We start from the raw sequence: 18197 nt of genomic DNA on the forward strand, positions 1-18197 counted from the left end.
GCTTGGCTCGCCAAGATCAGATGATACGAGCGTTCCAGCCGTCGCCAGGACTGCCATTGGAGAAAATCCTTCTGAAGTGACCACTCGGTTTTTGGTATGGTGCAGCTCGTTTTTTAACGGATTGATGTCATGCCCACGGATCGGCGCTCAAATTATGTCAAAGAGTTGCTGTAGAAATGCCTGAACCCATCCCGATCAAAGATCATGAAAAAGAGAAGCGCTTGGTCAACAAACGGTTGATCGCCTGCGCTTTGTTTGTCTTTGCTATCAGCTGCGCGCTGGTGGTGCGCTTGTACATCCTGCAAGTGGTTGAATACGACTACCACTCGACCATCTCTGAAAACAACCGCGTGCACGTCTTGCCGATTCCGCCGACGAGAGGCCTGATCTACGATCGCAATGGCGTGCTGCTCGCTGATAATCGTCCCAGTTACAACCTGACCATCACCCGTGAACGCGCCACTGATGTAAATCAGGAGCTGGACGAGGTGATCAATCTGCTGCACTTGCCCGCTGAAGATCGTACAGTTTTCGATAAGGCTATGAAGCAGTCCCGTCACCCGTTCACCCCGGTGACGCTGTTCTACGAACTGACGGAAGAGCAAATCGCCGTGTTGGCGGTTAACGAGTTCCGTTTGCCGGGCCTCGATGTCGAGCCGCAGTTCGTTCGGCATTACCCGTTGGGTCCGCACTTTGCGCATTCAATCGGTTACGTTGGCCGGATTAACGAAAAAGAATCCAAAACCCTCGACTCGGTGGAATACCGCGGCACGCAATCCATCGGTAAAACCGGCATTGAACGCTTCTACGAAGCGCAGCTGCACGGCCACGTCGGTTATGAAGAGGTTGAGACCAACGCCCAAGGCCGGGTGCTGCGAGTGCTCAAGCACACCGATCCGGTGCCTGGCAAAAACATTGTTCTGAGTCTCGACGTCAAACTGCAGGAGGCTGCTGAAGCCGCACTGGGCGACCGCCGTGGTTCGGTGGTGGCTCTCGATCCATCCACTGGTGAAGTGCTGGCCATGGTCAGCAATCCGAGCTTCGACCCGAACCTGTTCGTCACCGGTATCAGCTCCAAGGAATACTCGGCGCTACGCGATTCCATCGATCGGCCGCTGTTCAACCGTGTGCTACGCGGCCTGTATGCACCGGGTTCGACCATCAAACCCGAAGTGGCGATTGCCGGCCTTGATGCCGGTGTTGTGACCCCGCAGACACGAGTCTTCGACCCGGGCTATTACCAACTCCCGGATTTCGATCACAAGTACCGCAACTGGAATCACAGTGGCGATGGCTGGGTGGACATGGACGCGGCGATCATGCGTTCCAATGACACCTACTTCTACGATCTGGCGCACAAGCTCGGCATTGATCGCCTGCACGACTATATGGCGATGTTCGGCCTCGGAGAAAAGGTCTCGCTGGATATGTTCGAAGAGTCGCCCGGTTTGATGCCATCGCAGGCCTGGAAACGCGCCACGCGCCGTCAAGCCTGGTTCCCGGGGGAAACAGTAATTCTGGGCATCGGCCAAGGCTACATGCAGGTCACGCCGCTACAACTGGCTCAGGCCACCGCACTGATTGCCAACAAGGGCGTATGGAATCGACCGCACTTGGCGAAGACCGTCGATGGCGTGGCGCCGGTTGATGAGCATCCGATGCCGAATATCCTGCTGAAGAACCCGCGTGACTGGGATCAGGTCAACCACGGCATGCAGATGGTGATGCACGATGCCCGGGGAATCGCGCGCGCCGCAGCGGCCGGTGCGCAGTACCGCATCGCCGGCAAGAGTGGCACGGCGCAGGTGGTGGCGATCAAGCAGGGTGAGCGTTACAACCGTGAGAAAACCCTTGAACGGCATCGCGACAACGCCTTGTTTGTCGGCTTCGCTCCGGCAGAGCATCCGAAGATCGCCATCTCGGTGATGATCGAAAACGGTGAGGCCGGTGGTCGGGTTGCCGGTCCCGTGGTGCGGCAGATCATGGACGCCTGGCTACTGGATCAGGATGGCCACCTCAAGCCGCAATACGCGGCGCCGGCCAAGCCGCCGGGTGACCCGCACGTGTAGCCGGGATGCGCTTCACTACACCGGCTCACGTTGGCTGCGCCGTGAAGCTGTCGCGGCAGGGGTTTGGGTAATTGACTATTTGCAGCTGTAACCCTCGGGCATCGTGACGCTGTAGTTGCGTTGCACGCGATCCTGGAAGTTCAGGTTCTGCAGGCCCTGCTCGACCAGAAACGCTTCGACCTTGGCGGCCTGACAGTCCTCGTTATAAGACGACGCCCGCAGCAGATACACCGTGCGTTTACTCGCCTCATCCCGGGCGGTGGCAATGAAGGTACTTAGGGTGGTATAGCCGATTCGCTCCGAAGTACCCACCGGACCATAGGTCGTATTGGGCTTACTGGTGCAGGTGAGTCGGTCATCTTTCTTCTTGGTGTTCTTGCAAACGGTCGTAGTGCTGGTTGGCACTTGCCCATAGTCGGTAGCGGTATAACGGTAAGACACTTGCCGGCTGCCGATATCTAGGCTGATAGTCATTTTGATCGGTGCGTGATTTCTAGGCAGGCTGGCGTCGGTATAAACCTCTTGGAAACCCCTGTCTTTCAATGCGTTGACCATGTCGCGAAGATAGTAGCGGGCATTCAGTCCGTTCTCATCGGCGCCTTTCGTCGAGGTCACCAATACGGTTGCCTTTTGGTCGAACTGATAGTCCGGATCAGGGATTGCATTGAGTGCTACGTCAAATTGTGTGGCGCAGCCGCTGAGTGACGCTGTCAGCAATAACAGCGCGCATAACAAATAACGGGACATGACAAAGCCGCCTTGAAACTAAGGATTGAATAAGCGTTAAACGATCGGGACCTGCGATAAACAACTCGCCTTCCGGGGAAAGTCTCAGTCTTTTTGGTATTCCAGCAGATCGCCCGGCTGGCAATCGAGCGCAGCGCAGAGCTTGTCCAGAGTTGCCATCTTCACGCCTTTGACTTTGCCGTTTTTAAGCAATGACAGATTGGCCTCGGTTATTCCGAGCAGGGCGGCTAACTCTTTCGAGCGAATTTTTTGCGTGGCCATGACGACGTCAAGGCGGACGATAATGGTCATTATATTGTTCTATATGTATTGGCTTTGCTCATCGCTGAGTACTTTTGCGTCGCGCATGATAATTGAAAAAATACAGAGTAATACGCCTTTGATTATCTCGTAGGCAGAAGCGGAAGACAGGCCGATCGAGAACTGGAAAATCCGATCTCCCGGCGGCAGATCTATCGACAACGCCAGACCTTGCAAGGTCTCTATTAACGGGTAGGTTGCCGGAGAAACGATGCAGAGCACGCCCACTCGCCAGAGGACTCTGATGTTGCGGTCGGTCCAGGTTTCGCCGCGCGACAAGCGCAGAAAAAACAACCCGGTCAGCCATAACGCGTAAGCCGACAGGACAACGGGCAGGAAATCCAGAAAGACGATCAGCGCAGTGACCGTTGATGACAGCCAGGTGTCAGGATCAAGCAATGCACCTTCGACAAACGGGTCAAGCAATTGCGGCGAGCCTTCTGCAAAGGCATAAAGCAGGCTTGCCAGCATTTCATCCTTCTTGAAGAACCAGATCGTCACGTTGCCACCGACCTCCGTCACCCCCAGAACCCAGACAAGAATCGCAGCCAGGAGACCGATCCAATGCATGCGCTGCGGCGCCAATCCGTTGATGTGAGTACTCATGAAAATTCCTGGTTGTTACAATTTGGTAGCGAATTCTCGATGATAAATTATCTGATTACAATAATTAGTTTGGGTTTTGTTGCTGCGCCACCTTCCTCTGTTCCGGCTCCGCGCAATCGCTGGTAATGGTGCGGAAATCGATTCGCTGGCCAGCGCGCCTAAGGTGCGCCAAGTGTGGATTCAACAAACCTGGCGGCAAGACCGAAGCCACTACAAAATCAGGCTCCGGGCACTGGGCAACTCATGTCACCTTCCTGACACGTCAAATACTGCTTCAGCGCCTCAATCCGTGCCTTGGTCACAGCGGTCAGGCAATTGCTGTAGATCAGCGGATAAACACTCCCGCCCTCGACCCCGGATGCCGAAAATTTGCACTCGGTATCGCGAAACCCGATCCACGCTCGCTGCGCACCCACCAGCAGCTTCTTGCGGTCGGGGTTGTCCTTCAAGCGGCCGGTGATCTGCTGATACACCACGTTCAACTCCTTGTCAGTCGACTTGAATTCCTGCCCGGCACACTGGTTCATGGTGGCCTGATCGCTGGCATTGGCGCAATCGACGGCAGCGTGGGCGTGGGGGCTGAACAGAAAGGGTGTCAGGGCCAGAAGCAGGCGTGGGGACATTGGGTAATCTCACTGAGTCGGATGAAAGTGCAGTGCAGTTTAGCGGCTGTGGAGCTTCTAATCAGGGACGCGTAGCCGGGAGGCTTCGAGCAGGCGATCTGCGGTGGCTGCAATCTCCTCGCCGTCATGGAGCATTTCCAGCCAGTGGGCAGGAATCGCCCGAACGCCATAGTAGGCCCCGGCCAATTGGCCGACGATCGCGGCAGTAGTGTCGGCATCATCGCCCAGGTTGGCGGCTTGCAGAATCGCCGCGGCGAAACCGTCAGTGTGATGAAAACACCACAGCGCCGCTTCCAGCGACTCGACGCTGTAGCCGCTGCCACGGATTTCGCTCGCCGACTTTGCGAGGTAATCACCTCGGGCGATGGCTGCGACTTTAGGTTGAACGAAGGTTGTGTCTGGCAATTTGCGCAATTCTGACTTGGAGGCGCCTAGCAGTGCTTTGCTGAGCACTTCGGCAAATAATTGACAGCATTCGATGGCTTCAGGTGCAGCATGGGTGGTTCGCGAACTGTCACTGGCGAACTGGCGAATCTGCCGGGCATCAGGGAAATAAAACAGCACCACCGGCACCAGGCGCATCAGCGACCCGTTGCCGGCGGTAAACGGGTCGGTAGATCCCGCGAACGGCTGACCGGTTTGCTGATACCGCGACAGCGCCTGGCTGACCGTCATGCCGATATCGAAACAATCACCGGTGGAACTGAGATACCCCCATTGCCACCAATTCAGATAGCGTCCCATCTGGTCCGCCGCATCGAATGTGTTTTTCCTCAGCAGGCTCTCCGCCAGGCACAGCGCCATCGAGGTGTCATCCGTCCATTGCCCGGGTTTCAAGTGAAAGGGGCCGCCACCGACCATGTCCGTCAGCGGCTGGAATGAGCCTCTTGGCTTGAACTCCAACGTGGTGCCGACGGCGTCGCCGCAAGCGAGGCCGAGCAGGGCGCCGCGATAACGTTCGGAGAGAGAGGGCTGCATGCTTCGTCCTTGTCTGTGTCCATTTCGCAGGAAACGGTAACAGGTTCATCGCAGTGGGGCGCTCGTTTCAATGAACGGAAATGCCGCCGAATGTTTCCTTTGGATTGGACAGGTGCAGCCCTTTGATACAACTTCAGGTTGGACATGTGGTCATACAGGCCTACTGTTCAAAACAGGAGGTGACTTATGAAACCGGTACCCAATAGTTTCGAACGCAAAATCGCGCTCAAGGCGCCACGTTCATATGTCTGGCGTGCATTGGTCGATGCCGAGGCGTTTGGTCAGTGGTTTGGTGTGGCACTGGAGGGCAGGCGGTTCATTGCCGGGGAATGGACGCAAGGGCAGGTCACGTATCCCGGTTATGAACACGTGCTGTGGAACGTACTGGTGGAGCGGGTGGAGCCGCAGCAGCTGTTTTCGTTTCGCTGGCACCCGTACGCGGTCAATCCGAACATCGATTATTCCCAGGAGCCGACAACGCTGGTCAAGTTCGAGTTGCAGGACTACGAGAGCGGCACATTGCTCAAAGTGTCCGAGTCCGGCTTTGCGCATATCCCCGATGTGCGGCAGAAGGAGGCTTACTACATGGATAGCCGCGGCTGGGAGGAGCAATTGAGTCGACTTGAACAGTTTCTCGCCGAAAGCGCGAAGACGCGCGAGCGTGATGGTGACTGACATGGCGGCATGCAGGCTGGGTGCCTGACTGACGTAGGGGTTTTCGGAAGGGCTTTTATAGCGAATGTCTTACACGCGGTGGTAGCTTTTGCGACTATTGCCGATTGGATCCACGGCGTAATCTACATCCATCAACTGAGACACAGGGAGTGTTTCAGGATCACGGATGATCGACCATTAGCAAGGATCGCTGCCGACAGGGAGTCGATAATGGTCTTGGGAAAAACCCGCTTCGGCGGGTTTTTTTTCGCCTGCAGAAAAGTGTTTGTGTCGAGCACCGGTAGCGAGGGGATTTATCCCCGATGGGTTGCGAAGCGACCCCAAAAAAGGGCCTGCTGCGTAGTCCATCGGGGATGAATCCCCTCACCACGGGAATCAAGCAATCACGAGGCGATCAGCTGCCGCAACACGTAGTGCAGAATCCCGCCCGACTTGAAGTACTCCACCTCATTCAACGTATCGATGCGGCACAGCACGTCGAGCTTCTCCTGGCTGCCGTCTTCACGAGTGATGACCAAGGTCAGGTTCATGCGCGGTGTCAGCTCGACGCCAGTCAGCCCCTGGATATCAAGGGTTTCCTTGCCTGTGAGGTTCAGGCTCTTGCGGTTCTGATCGAGCTTGAACTGCAACGGCAACACGCCCATGCCCACCAGGTTGGAACGGTGGATGCGTTCGAAGCTTTCAGCGATCACCGCTTTGACACCCAATAGGTTGGTGCCCTTGGCCGCCCAATCGCGGCTGGAGCCGGTACCGTATTCCTGACCAGCGATTACCACCAGCGGCGTGCCCGAGGCCTGATAACGCATGGCGGCATCATAAATCGGCATTTTCTCGCCGCTCGGGATGTAGATCGTGTTGCCACCTTCTTCGCCGCCAAGCATCTCGTTACGAATGCGGATGTTGGCGAACGTGCCGCGCATCATCACCTCATGGTTGCCACGTCGTGAGCCGTAGGAGTTGAAGTCCCGCGGTTCCACGCCTTTCTCGCGCAGATATCGCCCGGCCGGGCTGTCAGTCTTGATGTTGCCGGCCGGGGAGATGTGGTCGGTGGTCACCGAATCACCGAGCAACGCCAAAACCCGCGCACCCTTGACGTCAGTGATCACCGGCAATGGGCCAGAAATGTCGTCGAAGAACGGCGGATGCTGGATGTAGGTCGAATCGTCCTGCCACACATAGGTGGCGGCTTGCGGCACCTGGATCGCTTGCCACTGTTCATCGCCGGCAAACACCTCGGCGTACTCCTTGTGGAACATCGCGGTGTTGACCTGATTCACCGCATCGGCGATTTCCTGGCTGCTCGGCCAGATATCGCGCAGGTACACCGGATTGCCTTGCTGGTCGTTACCCAAAGGCTCGCTGCTGATGTCAATGCGCACACTGCCAGCCAGAGCATAAGCGACCACCAGCGGTGGCGAGGCCAGCCAGTTGGTCTTGACCAACGGATGCACCCGGCCTTCGAAGTTACGGTTGCCGGACAGCACCGACGCCACGGTGAGGTCAGCTTTCTGAATAGCCTTCTCGATCGGCTCCGGCAATGGCCCGGAGTTGCCGATGCAAGTGGTGCAGCCATAACCGACCAGCGAAAAACCGAGCTGATCAAGGTATTGCGTCAGCCCGGCTGCCTTGTAGTAGTCGGTGACCACTTTCGAGCCGGGGGCCAGCGAACTCTTGACCCAAGGCTTGCGCGTAAGGCCTTTCTCCACGGCTTTTTTCGCCAGCAGACCAGCCGCCATCATCACGCTCGGGTTGGAGGTGTTGGTGCAGGAGGTGATGGCGGCGATCACCACCGCGCCGTTTTTCAGACGATAGGTGTGGCCTTCATATTCGTATTCGGTTTCGCCGACCAGATCGGCGTTGCCCACCGCCACCCCACCGCCGCCCTCGCTTTCCAGGCGGCCTTCTTCCTTGCTGGTGGGCTTGAATTGCAGGTCCATGAAATCACTGAAAGCCTGCGCGACATTCGGCAGCGAGACCCGGTCCTGCGGGCGCTTTGGCCCGGCGAGGCTGGCTTCGACGCTGCCCATGTCCAGCGCCAGGCTGTCGGTGAACACCGGTTCCTGGCCGGGCAGGCGCCACAGGCCCTGAGCCTTGGTGTAGGCCTCGACCAGTTTCACCACTTCAGCCGGGCGACCGGACAGGCGCAGGTATTCGAGGGTTACGTCATCCACCGGGAAGAAGCCGCAGGTCGCGCCATATTCCGGGGCCATGTTGGCGATGGTCGCGCGGTCGGCCAGGGGCAGGTCGGCGAGGCCGTCACCGTAGAATTCGACGAATTTGCCGACCACACCTTTCTTGCGCAGCATCTGCGTGACGGTCAGCACCAGGTCGGTGGCGGTGATGCCTTCCTTGAGCTTGCCGGTGAGTTTGAAACCGATCACCTCTGGAATCAGCATCGATACTGGTTGGCCGAGCATTGCCGCTTCCGCCTCGATCCCGCCGACACCCCAGCCGAGCACGCCGAGGCCGTTGATCATGGTGGTGTGGGAGTCGGTGCCGACCAGGGTGTCGGGGAACGCGTAGGTGCGGCCGTCCTCATCCTTGGTCCATACCGTGCGCCCGAGGTATTCGAGGTTGACCTGGTGGCAGATCCCGGTGCCCGGTGGCACCACGCTGAAGTTGTCGAAGGCGTTCTGGCCCCAGCGCAGAAACGCATAACGCTCGCCGTTGCGCTGCATCTCGATGTCGACATTCTGTTCGAAGGCGCTCGGGGTGGCGAATTTGTCGACCATCACTGAGTGGTCGATCACCAGATCCACCGGCGACAGCGGGTTGATCCGCTGCGGATCGCCGCCGGCCTTGGCCATCGCGGCGCGCATCGCAGCGAGGTCGACCACGGCGGGCACGCCGGTAAAATCTTGCATCAATACCCGGGCAGGGCGGTACTGGATTTCCCGGTCGGAGCGGCGCTCCTTGAGCCAGGCGGCGATGGCCTTGAGGTCGGCGCCGGTGACAGTTTTTTCATCTTCCCAGCGCAGCAGGTTTTCCAGCAGGACTTTCAGCGACATGGGCAACTGGTCGATATTGCCCAGGCTTTTCGCGGCATCCGGCAGGCTGAAATAGTGGTAGGTTTTTTGGTCGATCTGCAGTGTTTTAAGGGTCTTCAGACTATCGAGGGACGGCATTACGATCACTCCTTTGAGTCCGCACGGCTACGGACTGAGGGGACGGGCAGAGCTATCAACGTAGCCCTGTTTTCAGTAGCTGGCTAATAACTGGACTCTATCGATAAGTCCAAGGTTCCGAACTCGGCTATCATGCGCCGGTTTTCGTGACAGGCTTTGCTTCACCGCAAGGCTTGAGCAGCGTGCAGGGGCCGAATGTCCGCCCTCTGCCCAGGAGTAAGAATGAACACCCTATTCATGCATTGCCGGCCAGGCTTCGAAGGCGAAGTCTGTTCGGAGATTTCCGACCTCGCCGCCCAACTCAACGTCGCCGGTTACGCCAAGGCCAAACCGGCCACCGCGTACGCGGAGTTTGTCTGCAGCGAAGCAGACGGCGCCGAACGCCTGATGCGCGGCCAGCGTTTCGCCGAGCTGATTTTTCCGCGCCAGTGGGCGCGCGGTGTCTTCATCGATTTGCCGGAAACCGACCGCATCAGCGTGATCCTCGAGCAGATGGCGGACTTCCCGGTCTGCGGCAGCCTGTGGCTGGAAGTGGTCGATACCAACGACGGCAAAGAGCTGTCGAATTTCTGCAAGAAGTTCGAAGGCCCGCTGCGCAAGGCGCTGACCGGTGCCGGCAAACTGGTGGACGACGCCAGCAAGCCGCGCCTGCTGCTGACCTTCAAAAGTGGTCGCGAAGTGTTTCTCGGCATGGCCGACGCCGGCAACTCGGCGATGTGGCCGATGGGCATTCCGCGCCTGAAGTTTCCGCGCGAGGCGCCCAGCCGTTCGACCTTGAAACTGGAAGAGGCCTGGCACCATTTCATCCCGCGTGATCAGTGGGACGAGCGCCTGCACAGCGACATGACCGGCGTCGACCTCGGCGCGGCACCCGGCGGCTGGACCTGGCAACTGGTCAACCGCGGCATGCTGGTGACCGCCATCGACAACGGCCCGATGGCTGAAAGTCTGATGGACACCGGTCTGGTGCAACACTTGATGGCCGACGGCTTCACCTTCAAGCCCAAGCAACCGGTGGACTGGATGGTCTGCGACATCGTCGAGAAGCCGGCGCGTAACGCGGCGATGCTGGAAGAATGGATCGGCGACGGTCATTGCCGCGAAGCGGTGGTCAACCTCAAGCTGCCGATGAAACAGCGCTATGCCGAAGTGAAGCGCTTGCTCGAGCGCATCGCCGATGGCTTCAAGGCGCGCGGGATCAAAGTCGATATCGGCTGCAAGCAGCTGTATCACGACCGCGAGGAAGTGACCTGTCATTTGCGTCGGCATGACATCAAGAAAGCCAAATCCCGCTGAGTCACCACTAAACCCTGTGGGAATGATCTCTGTGGTGAGGAGATTTATCCCCGAATGGATGCAGCGCATCCCCACTCTTTGGGTTGGGGCCGCTTCGCAACCCATCGGGGATAAATCCCCTCGCTACAGATGACTGAGCACCCGGCAATGCGCGACAATGCCGGCCAGTTTCAGGAGTGAATCATGAGTGAAATGATCGATACCCCGGTCGACGGCACCCTCGACGCCACCGGTCTCAATTGCCCGGAGCCGGTAATGATGCTGCATCAGCACATTCGTGATCTGGTGCCGGGCGGCCTGCTCAAGGTGATCGCCACCGATCCCTCGACCCGTCGCGACATTCCCAAGTTCTGTGTGTTTCTCGACCACGAACTGGTGGGGCAGCACGAAGAGGCCGGTACTTATCTGTACTGGATCCGCAAGAAGTCCAATTGAATTCGGACAAAAAAAAGACCTGCATGTGCAGGTCTTTTTTTTATGGCTGATCAGCCCACCGAACGACTGATCCGAATACGCTTGCGCGCACTGCGCGCCAGGCGAATCGACAACATCAGCGCCGCGCAGCTCAGGCCGACAATCAGACCTTGCCACAGACCGCTTGGGCCACGCGGTTCGCCGAGCCAGTCGGTCAGACCGAGGGCGTAACCCACTGGCAGGCCGATGCCCCAATAGGCGAACAGGGTCAGAATCATCGTTACCCGGGTGTCCTGATAACCGCGCAGAGCGCCGGCAGCCGTCACCTGGATCGCGTCGGAGAACTGGAACAGCGCCGAGTACACAATCAGCATTGCCGCAATCTGGATCACCATCGGATCGGCGGTGTAGATCGACGCAATCGGCTCGCGCAGCAACAGCATCATGCTCGCCGACAGGCAGGCATACGCCAGCGCGGTGCCCATGCCGACGCCGGCGGCAAAGCGTGCTTCCCGCGGCTCTTCACGCCCCAGCGCCTGGCCGACACGCACCGTGACGGCCATGCCCAGCGAATACGGAATCATGAACACCAGCGAACTGACGTTCAGCGCGATCTGATGCCCGGCCACCACGGTGGCGCCGAGACTGCCGATCAGCAGCGCGATCACCGCAAAGATGCTCGACTCGGCAAACACCGCGATGCCAATCGGCAGACCGATCGCCAGCAGACGTTTGATCACCGCCCATTGTGGCCAGTCGAAGCGGCTGAAGATCTCACTCGAACGATACGCCGGCGCCCAGCGCTCCCAGCCGGCCAGACCCAGCGCCATGACCCACATCACGATGGCCGTGGCCCAGCCACAGCCCACGCCACCCATGGCCGGTACGCCGAAGTGGCCATAAATGAAGATGTAGTTCAGCGGAATGTTCAGCGCCAGACCGCACAGGCCCAGCACCATCGCCGGGCGGGTACGGCCGATGCCATCACTGGTACAGCGCAACACGTGATAGAACGCCACCGCCGGCAGCCCGCTGGCAATTCCGTGCAGGTATTGCATGCACGGACCGATCAGCTCGGGATCGACTTTCATCAGGTGCAGCACCGGTTCGGCGGCGACCAGCATGCACGTGGCGATCAGGCCGACCACCAGTGCCAGCCACAGCGCTTGACGGACAATCGGGCCGATTTCGCTGTGGGTGCCGGCGCCGAAACGCTGGGCGACTTTCGGCGTGGTGGCCAGCAGGGTGCCAGTCATCAGCAGAAACACCGGAACCCAGATCGAGTTGCCCAGTGCTACCGCTGCCAGGTCACGCGGCCCGACACGGCCGGCCATCACCGCATCGACGAAGCCCATGGCGGTGGTCGCCAGTTGCGCGATGATGATCGGCAGCGCGAGGGCGAGCAGATTCCTGAATTCCAGGCGAATTCGCGCGGGGCGGGTGAGTGAGGCAGCGAGCGGTTGATCAGTAACAGAATTCACAGGCAAAGCGTCCACAGGGATTGATGCGCAGGGCGCCGCATTCTACGCCGCTGACGCTTTGGTCAGGAAAAATCCTCTGTTGCGGATTTGTAATCTGTAGGAGCTGCCGCAGGCTGCGATCTTTTGATCTCGATCTCGATCTTGAAAAACAAAATCAAAAGATCGCAGCCTGCGGCAGCTCCTACAGTTAAACTGCCGATCCGCCCAAGGAGCCCGCCATGCTGATTGTTGCCGACGAAAATATCCCCCTGCTCGATGCCTTTTTTGCCGGTTTCGGCGAGATCCGCCGGGTACCGGGCCGTGCCATCGACCGTGCGACGGTCGAGCAGGCCGATGTGTTGCTGGTGCGTTCGGTGACCAACGTCAATCGTGCTTTGCTCGAAGGCAGCAAAGTGCGTTTCGTCGGCACCTGCACCATCGGTACCGATCACCTCGATCTCGATTATTTCACCGAGGCCGGCATCACCTGGTCCAGTGCACCCGGTTGCAATGCGCGAGGTGTGGTCGATTATGTGCTCGGCAGTCTGATGACCCTGGCGGAAATCGAAGGCGTTGATTTGCCGCAACGTACTTATGGGGTAATCGGTGCCGGTGAAGTCGGCGGTCGGCTGATCAAGGTGCTCAAGGGCCTGGGCTGGAATGTCAAAGTCTGCGACCCGCCGCGTCAGGCAGTCGAGGGCGGCGATTACGTGAGCCTTGAGCAGATCATCGAGCAGTGCGACGTGATCAGCCTGCACACGCCGTTGACCCGTACCGGCGCAGGCGCGACCTGGCATCTGTTCGATGAGCCGCGTCTGCAACAGCTCAAACCCGGTACCTGGCTGATCAACGCCGCTCGTGGCCCCGTGGTGGATAACGCTGCGTTGCGCACCGTGCTGCTGGCGCGTGAAGATCTGCAAGCGGTGCTCGACGTCTGGGAAGCCGAGCCTGAAGTCGATGTCGCCCTCGCCGAACTCTGTGTGCTCGCCACGCCGCACATTGCCGGTTACAGCCTCGATGGTAAACAGCGCGGCACGGCGCAGATTTATCAGGCTTATTGCGAATTCATCGGTCAGACGCCGACCATCCAGCTCAGTGACTTGTTGCCGGCACCGTGGCTGTCAGAAGTGACCTTGCACGCCGACAGCGATCCGGCCTGGGCACTGGCGATGTTGTGCCGTGGCGTATACGACCCGCGCCGCGATGATGCGGATTTTCGTCGCAGTCTTGTAGGCAATGTCGCTGAACAGCGTGCGGCATTCGATGTGTTGCGCAAGCAGTACCCGGTGCGGCGCGAGATCGAGGGGCTGAAGGTGCGGATCGACGGTGATTCGCAGCAGTTGCAACAGATTGTGGCGGCGCTGGGGGCGGTTGCGGTTCAATAACAGGTCGGCCCTTTCGCGAGCAGGCTCGCTCCCACAGTGTTTGCCCTGACCCTGTAGGAGCTGCCGAAGGCTGCGATCTTTTGATTTTGTTTTTTGAAGGCAAGATCAAAAGATCGCAGCCTGCGGCAGCTCCTACAGAGAGCAGAACGGCAGGCAGAAAAAACCCGGCCAAACAGGGGCCGGGTCAGGAAGACGGTGGCTATATCACTTTTGTTCGGCAGGCTTGACCAATCGCTTCTCCAGCTCGCGGCACGCGTCCTGGATCATGTCTTCAGTGATCGGTACTTCACGCCCATCCTTGTCGATAATCGAGCAACCCAGAGGTTGGCCGGGCTTGGTGCGGATCACTTGAATCTTGTCATCGCTGCTGTGTTGCAAGGACATGGCCTGTCTCCTCATCAGGTTGTGCACGTAGATTAAAACCGCCACGTGACCAGGCTGTGACAACACCCTTGGGTCTGTCAAAAGCGGCATCTCCACTCCAACAGAAATGACCGCTCGTCTCAACCGGGACATTAGACCAATAGCAACTATGGCCTAGTCTTTGGGGGCATATTTAACCTGACTCATTGTGATTTACAGAGTTCCGCCCCATAGAAGGTTTAGGCTAGCCCTTTCATCAACACGGATGTGTACCTGAATGATCTCGAAGCTTTCTTCCCGGCACCGTCGAGCGCTGAGTCTGACCAGCCGGTTTCTGGCGCCTTATCGTTGGCAAGTCTGCGCTGCGCTGTTGGCGTTGATCGTCACGGCGGCCGTTACTTTGTCGATGGGGCAGGGGATCAAATTGCTGGTCGATCGGGGCTTCATGACGCAGTCGCCGCATCAACTGAACCAGAGCATCGGTATCTTCATGCTGATGGTATTGGGCCTGGCGATTGGCACCTTTGCGCGGTTTTACTGGGTGTCGTGGATCGGCGAGCGAGTTGTAGCGGATATCCGGCGCGAGGTGTTCAACCATCTGGTCTATCTGCATCCCGGCTTTTACGAGAATAACCGCAGTTCAGAGATTCAATCACGGCTGACCGCTGACACGACGTTGCTGCAATCGGTGATCGGCTCGTCGCTCTCCATGTTTCTGCGCAACCTGTTGATGGTGATCGGCGGAGTAGTGCTGCTGTTCGTGACCAATCCGAAACTCACCAGCATCGTGGTGATCGCTTTGCCCTTCGTGGTCGCGCCGATTCTGATTTTCGGGCGTCGCGTGCGCAATCTGTCACGGTTGAGTCAGGATCGGGTTGCGGACATCGGCAGCTACGTTTCCGAAACGCTCGGGCAGATCAAAACCGTGCAGGCCTACAACCATCAGGTGCAGGATGAACGCCGTTTCGCCACGACGGTCGAGGACGCGTTTGATACTGCGCGCAAACGGATCTTTCAGCGCTCCTGGATGATTACCGTGGTGATCGTGCTGGTGCTCGGCGCGGTGGCGGTGATGTTGTGGGTCGGCGGCATGGACGTGATAGCCGGGCGCATTACCGGGGGGGAACTGGCGGCGTTCGTTTTCTACAGTCTGATCGTCGGCAGTGCCATCGGTACGTTGAGCGAGGTCATCGGCGAGTTACAGCGTGCGGCGGGTGCCGCCGAGCGCATTGCGGAGCTGCTCAGTTCGCAGAACATCATTCAGCCACCGACCCTCGGGCTGGTGACGTTGCCAGAACGGATCAAGGGCGAGCTGCAATTGCAGAATGTGCACTTTTCCTACCCGTCACGTCCGGACAGCTATGCCATCAGCGGCTTGAGCCTGACCATACGGGCTGGTGAAACCCTGGCCCTTGTCGGGCCTTCCGGTGCCGGTAAATCCACGGTGTATGACTTGTTGTTGCGCTTCTACGACCCGCTGGAAGGCCGGATCCTGATTGACGGGGTGCCGCTGACCAGCCTTGATCCGCTGGATCTGCGGCGCAATTTCGCCTTGGTCTCGCAATCGCCAGCGCTGTTTTTCGGTAGCGTCGAAGAGAATATTCGTTACGGCAATGCCGACGCGACGCTGGAACAGGTCAAGGAAGCGGCAAGAATTGCCCACGCCCATGACTTCATCGAGAAGATGCCCAACGGTTATCAGACTCATCTGGGGGACGCTGGTCTCGGCCTTTCCGGCGGCCAGCGTCAACGTCTGGCGATTGCCCGCGCGTTGCTGGTGGATGCGCCGATTCTGCTGTTGGACGAAGCCACCAGCGCTCTCGATGCCCAGAGCGAACATCTGATCCAGGAAGCGTTGCCAAGCCTGATGCACAACCGCACCACGCTGGTGATTGCGCATCGCCTGGCCACGGTGAAGAACGCCGACCGGATCGCCGTGATGGATCAGGGCCGATTGGTCGCAATCGGTACGCATCAGGAGCTGATCGTGAGCAATCCACTGTATGCGCGGCTGGCGGCGTTGCAGTTCAACGACGGGCATGCGATGGCGGTGTAGAACCGCCGAAGGCTTTTCTGGCAGCAAAAAAATGCCCGCATCGATGGATGCGGGCATTTTTCATTTCAGGTATTCAGCACCTGTCATTGATCGTCGAAATACCGCTCGTGCCAATCCACCAGCGGCTGCGGCGAATTGAGTTTCTGCCCGTAGATTACCGAGTACGACAGCACGTTCTGCACGTACTGGCGGGTTTCGTCGAACGGGATGCTTTCCACCCACACATCGAAGCTCAGGTGATCGGCACCGCGCAGCCACTGGCGCACGCGGCCAGGGCCGGCGTTGTAGGCGGCGGAGGCAAGGACGCGGTTGCCGTTGAACTGACTGTGCACCTGGCTCAGGTAAGCGGCGCCGAGCTGGATGTTCTTGTCCGGATCGAGCACTTGCTGCGGCGAGGCCAGCGGGATGCTGAACTTGCGCGCGGTTTCCTTGGCGGTGCCCGGCATCAATTGCATAAGGCCGCTGGCGCCGACGCCGGAGCGGGCGTCATCCATGAACGCGCTTTCCTGACGGGTGATGGCGAACACCCAGCTTGAATGCAGGCCGCGTGTCTTGGCTTCACGCACGAGGGTGTCGCGGTGGGCCATCGGGAAGCGGATATCCAGGTCGTCCCAGTATTGCGCCTGACTGATGGTGCGAATGGCCGGGAAGTACCATTTCAGGTCGTAAGCCAGTCTGGCCTGGGCGACCATTTCGTCACGATTGAAATGCCGGCTGACGTGATACCACTCGCGGCGCCCGTCGACGATCTGCCCGCGCGCATGGAATTCCAGAGCGCGACGCACACCGGGGGTATTACGCACTTTGTTGACGGTGGCCTGGCTGAGTACCAGCGGCTTGTTCATCAACGAGTAAGGCAGTTGCGAGCGGTCGGCGGCGAGGAAGCCGTAGAAGTCGCGTTCTTTCGCCAGATTCTTGTACAGGGTCTGCGCTTCCGGGTTCTGTGGTTGCGCCAGTTCCAGGCTGCGGGCCTGCCAGTAACGCCAGCGGTTGGTGGTCGCCAGATCCTGCGGCAGCCGACGGGTCAACTGATACGCATCGTCCCAGCGTGCCAGACGCAACAGCAGGCGCAGGCGCCATTCGGACACGGTGTTGTCACGCAGTTCCGGATCGTATTTGGTCATCACGTCCAGCGCACGGCTGTCGAAACGCCGGGCCAGGGTCAGGCCGATTTCCCGGGCAATCGCGACTTTTTCGTCACGGGAGAAATGCATGCTGCTGGCGTATCCGTCGAGCAGGGCCATGGCCTTGTCCGGGTCCTGACGGGCGAGGCGGCGCAGGCCGAGGCTGACCACGTCGGACATCGGCTCGTCAGCGGGAGTGAAGCGCGACGGCTGATTGAGCAGTTCGGGTTTCTGCGCCACATCCACCAGCAGCCGACCGCGCGGGGCGAGGGTGGTGAGGCCGTTGACCAGGCTGTTGGCCAGTGGATAGTTGCGCGCCTGGGCGGCGAGTTTGGTGCGTTCCCAGCGTTTCTGTTCGGTCAACTGGCCGTCGGCGGCCCAGATCCCGAACAGCCCGTCACAGGCGGCCGGTTGCGATTTGCCGGTCAGCCACAGTTTGTCGGCATTGGCATAGCCCTCGGCCTTGTGGCCGCTGCTGATCTGGTACTGCGCATTGAGGCAGTCCAGTTCGGTGAAGTTGAGTTTCGGGTCGTAATACTTGACGAAAGTTGCCCAGTCGCCACGGTCGGCGAGCCAGCGCAACCAGCGCAGTTTCATCCAGTTGGCCTGTGGCAGGTCGCCGTGCTCGGCGAGGAATTTCTCGATTTCCTCGTTACTGGCGGTCTTCAGACGCGCGGTCAGTTCGTCGTAAGCCAGGTACGGTTCCAGCGGGTAATCGGCCAGGGCCTGGCTGTAACGAAAGTACGGGCCGGTATCGCCCTTGGCCAGTGCGCGCTTGGCTTCATCGTAATACTGGCGTTGGGTCGACAGGTCCACCGCCTGGGCGGATTGAGCGGCAGCGGCGGTAAGTAGCAAACAGGACAAGACACTGAAAAGGCGACTGCGCATGAGACATCCGGGCAGAGAAATCATGACAAGCACCGGCCGCGGCCAGCACTGAATTGTCTGTAGCTTAGCCTTTTGCCAGCAACGGGCG

General features: G+C 59.1%; 15 protein-coding genes. 6 read left to right on the forward strand and 9 right to left on the reverse strand.

Annotated elements, in window-relative coordinates; genetic code table 11:
* Positions 1-176 precede the first annotated feature (176 nt).
* Entirely contained in the window at positions 177-2069 is a 1893-nt protein-coding gene (mrdA, locus tag ACM6HV_RS18940; protein WP_145594837.1) for a penicillin-binding protein 2, read from the forward strand.
* 75 nt (positions 2070-2144) lie between these two features.
* On the opposite strand, the gene ACM6HV_RS18945 is transcribed toward mrdA, so the two are convergent.
* The 5 genes from ACM6HV_RS18945 to ACM6HV_RS18965 all read right to left on the reverse strand — a co-directional run bounded on the left by ACM6HV_RS18945 (position 2145) and on the right by ACM6HV_RS18965 (position 5323).
* Positions 2145-2816, reverse strand: a complete 672-nt coding sequence (locus ACM6HV_RS18945; protein ID WP_414905001.1) for a hypothetical protein — start codon at positions 2814-2816, stop codon at positions 2145-2147.
* A gap of 84 nt (positions 2817-2900) precedes the next feature.
* Positions 2901-3107 (reverse strand): helix-turn-helix domain-containing protein, encoded by a 207-nt coding sequence (locus ACM6HV_RS18950; RefSeq protein WP_003226632.1) that lies wholly within the window; start codon positions 3105-3107, stop codon positions 2901-2903.
* A gap of 9 nt (positions 3108-3116) precedes the next feature.
* Positions 3117-3722, reverse strand: coding sequence for a DUF2975 domain-containing protein (locus ACM6HV_RS18955; RefSeq protein WP_041069052.1), 606 nt, complete (start codon positions 3720-3722; stop codon positions 3117-3119).
* 218 nt (positions 3723-3940) lie between these two features.
* On the reverse strand, positions 3941-4345 hold the full coding sequence (locus ACM6HV_RS18960) for a lysozyme inhibitor LprI family protein (RefSeq protein ID WP_414905002.1): 405 nt from the start codon (positions 4343-4345) through the stop codon (positions 3941-3943).
* Positions 4346-4402: 57 nt separating this feature from the next.
* Entirely contained in the window at positions 4403-5323 is a 921-nt protein-coding gene (locus ACM6HV_RS18965) for an ADP-ribosylglycohydrolase family protein (protein WP_145594843.1), read from the reverse strand.
* A 186-nt stretch (positions 5324-5509) separates the two neighbouring features.
* Between ACM6HV_RS18965 and ACM6HV_RS18970 the strand changes: the two genes are divergently transcribed.
* The gene (locus ACM6HV_RS18970; protein ID WP_041069044.1) at positions 5510-5998 is read left to right on the forward strand and encodes an SRPBCC family protein; all 489 of its coding nucleotides are present in this window, start codon (positions 5510-5512) and stop codon (positions 5996-5998) included.
* 383 nt (positions 5999-6381) lie between these two features.
* On the opposite strand, the gene acnA is transcribed toward ACM6HV_RS18970, so the two are convergent.
* The gene (gene acnA / locus ACM6HV_RS18975) at positions 6382-9123 is read right to left on the reverse strand and encodes an aconitate hydratase AcnA (RefSeq protein ID WP_414905003.1); all 2742 of its coding nucleotides are present in this window, start codon (positions 9121-9123) and stop codon (positions 6382-6384) included.
* Between the two features lie 222 nt (positions 9124-9345).
* On the opposite strand from acnA, the gene rlmM reads away from it, so the two are divergent.
* Together rlmM and tusA are read left to right on the forward strand one after the other, a co-directional pair.
* Positions 9346-10419, forward strand: a complete 1074-nt coding sequence (gene rlmM, locus ACM6HV_RS18980; RefSeq protein ID WP_145594848.1) for a 23S rRNA (cytidine(2498)-2'-O)-methyltransferase RlmM — start codon at positions 9346-9348, stop codon at positions 10417-10419.
* A gap of 183 nt (positions 10420-10602) precedes the next feature.
* Complete coding sequence (gene tusA / locus ACM6HV_RS18985; RefSeq protein ID WP_007961802.1) at positions 10603-10854, forward strand: sulfurtransferase TusA; 252 nt, start codon at positions 10603-10605, stop codon at positions 10852-10854.
* A gap of 50 nt (positions 10855-10904) precedes the next feature.
* On the opposite strand, the gene ACM6HV_RS18990 is transcribed toward tusA, so the two are convergent.
* Positions 10905-12314, reverse strand: coding sequence for an MATE family efflux transporter (locus tag ACM6HV_RS18990; protein ID WP_414905004.1), 1410 nt, complete (start codon positions 12312-12314; stop codon positions 10905-10907).
* 218 nt (positions 12315-12532) lie between these two features.
* Between ACM6HV_RS18990 and pdxB the strand changes: the two genes are divergently transcribed.
* Entirely contained in the window at positions 12533-13678 is a 1146-nt protein-coding gene (pdxB, locus tag ACM6HV_RS18995) for a 4-phosphoerythronate dehydrogenase PdxB (RefSeq protein ID WP_414905005.1), read from the forward strand.
* A gap of 204 nt (positions 13679-13882) precedes the next feature.
* Here the strand turns inward: pdxB and ACM6HV_RS19000 are convergent, their stop codons facing one another.
* Positions 13883-14062, reverse strand: a complete 180-nt coding sequence (locus tag ACM6HV_RS19000) for a PA1571 family protein (RefSeq protein WP_027611439.1) — start codon at positions 14060-14062, stop codon at positions 13883-13885.
* A gap of 256 nt (positions 14063-14318) precedes the next feature.
* Between ACM6HV_RS19000 and ACM6HV_RS19005 the strand changes: the two genes are divergently transcribed.
* Positions 14319-16097: an ABC transporter transmembrane domain-containing protein gene (locus ACM6HV_RS19005; RefSeq protein WP_131671823.1), complete on the forward strand. Its 1779-nt coding sequence runs from the start codon at positions 14319-14321 to the stop codon at positions 16095-16097.
* Between the two features lie 83 nt (positions 16098-16180).
* Here the strand turns inward: ACM6HV_RS19005 and ACM6HV_RS19010 are convergent, their stop codons facing one another.
* Positions 16181-18109: a transglycosylase SLT domain-containing protein gene (locus ACM6HV_RS19010; RefSeq protein ID WP_414905006.1), complete on the reverse strand. Its 1929-nt coding sequence runs from the start codon at positions 18107-18109 to the stop codon at positions 16181-16183.
* Positions 18110-18197 lie beyond the last annotated feature (88 nt).

This window comes from Pseudomonas sp. IT-P260 (assembly GCF_949768395.1).
GTDB classification, from domain to species: Bacteria; Pseudomonadota; Gammaproteobacteria; order Pseudomonadales; family Pseudomonadaceae; genus Aquipseudomonas; species Aquipseudomonas parakoreensis.

Coding starts and splice junctions, on each gene's coding strand:
- mrdA (WP_145594837.1), top strand. CDS start 177: ATGCCTGAACCCATCCCGATCAAAGATCATGAAAAAGAGAAGCGCTTG.
- ACM6HV_RS18945 (WP_414905001.1), bottom strand. CDS start 2,816: ATGTCCCGTTATTTGTTATGCGCGCTGTTATTGCTGACAGCGTCACTC.
- ACM6HV_RS18950 (WP_003226632.1), bottom strand. CDS start 3,107: ATGACCATTATCGTCCGCCTTGACGTCGTCATGGCCACGCAAAAAATT.
- ACM6HV_RS18955 (WP_041069052.1), bottom strand. CDS start 3,722: ATGAGTACTCACATCAACGGATTGGCGCCGCAGCGCATGCATTGGATC.
- ACM6HV_RS18960 (WP_414905002.1), bottom strand. CDS start 4,345: ATGTCCCCACGCCTGCTTCTGGCCCTGACACCCTTTCTGTTCAGCCCC.
- ACM6HV_RS18965 (WP_145594843.1), bottom strand. CDS start 5,323: ATGCAGCCCTCTCTCTCCGAACGTTATCGCGGCGCCCTGCTCGGCCTC.
- ACM6HV_RS18970 (WP_041069044.1), top strand. CDS start 5,510: ATGAAACCGGTACCCAATAGTTTCGAACGCAAAATCGCGCTCAAGGCG.
- acnA (WP_414905003.1), bottom strand. CDS start 9,123: ATGCCGTCCCTCGATAGTCTGAAGACCCTTAAAACACTGCAGATCGAC.
- rlmM (WP_145594848.1), top strand. CDS start 9,346: ATGAACACCCTATTCATGCATTGCCGGCCAGGCTTCGAAGGCGAAGTC.
- tusA (WP_007961802.1), top strand. CDS start 10,603: ATGAGTGAAATGATCGATACCCCGGTCGACGGCACCCTCGACGCCACC.
- pdxB (WP_414905005.1), top strand. CDS start 12,533: ATGCTGATTGTTGCCGACGAAAATATCCCCCTGCTCGATGCCTTTTTT.
- ACM6HV_RS19000 (WP_027611439.1), bottom strand. CDS start 14,062: ATGTCCTTGCAACACAGCAGCGATGACAAGATTCAAGTGATCCGCACC.
- ACM6HV_RS19005 (WP_131671823.1), top strand. CDS start 14,319: ATGATCTCGAAGCTTTCTTCCCGGCACCGTCGAGCGCTGAGTCTGACC.
- ACM6HV_RS19010 (WP_414905006.1), bottom strand. CDS start 18,109: ATGCGCAGTCGCCTTTTCAGTGTCTTGTCCTGTTTGCTACTTACCGCC.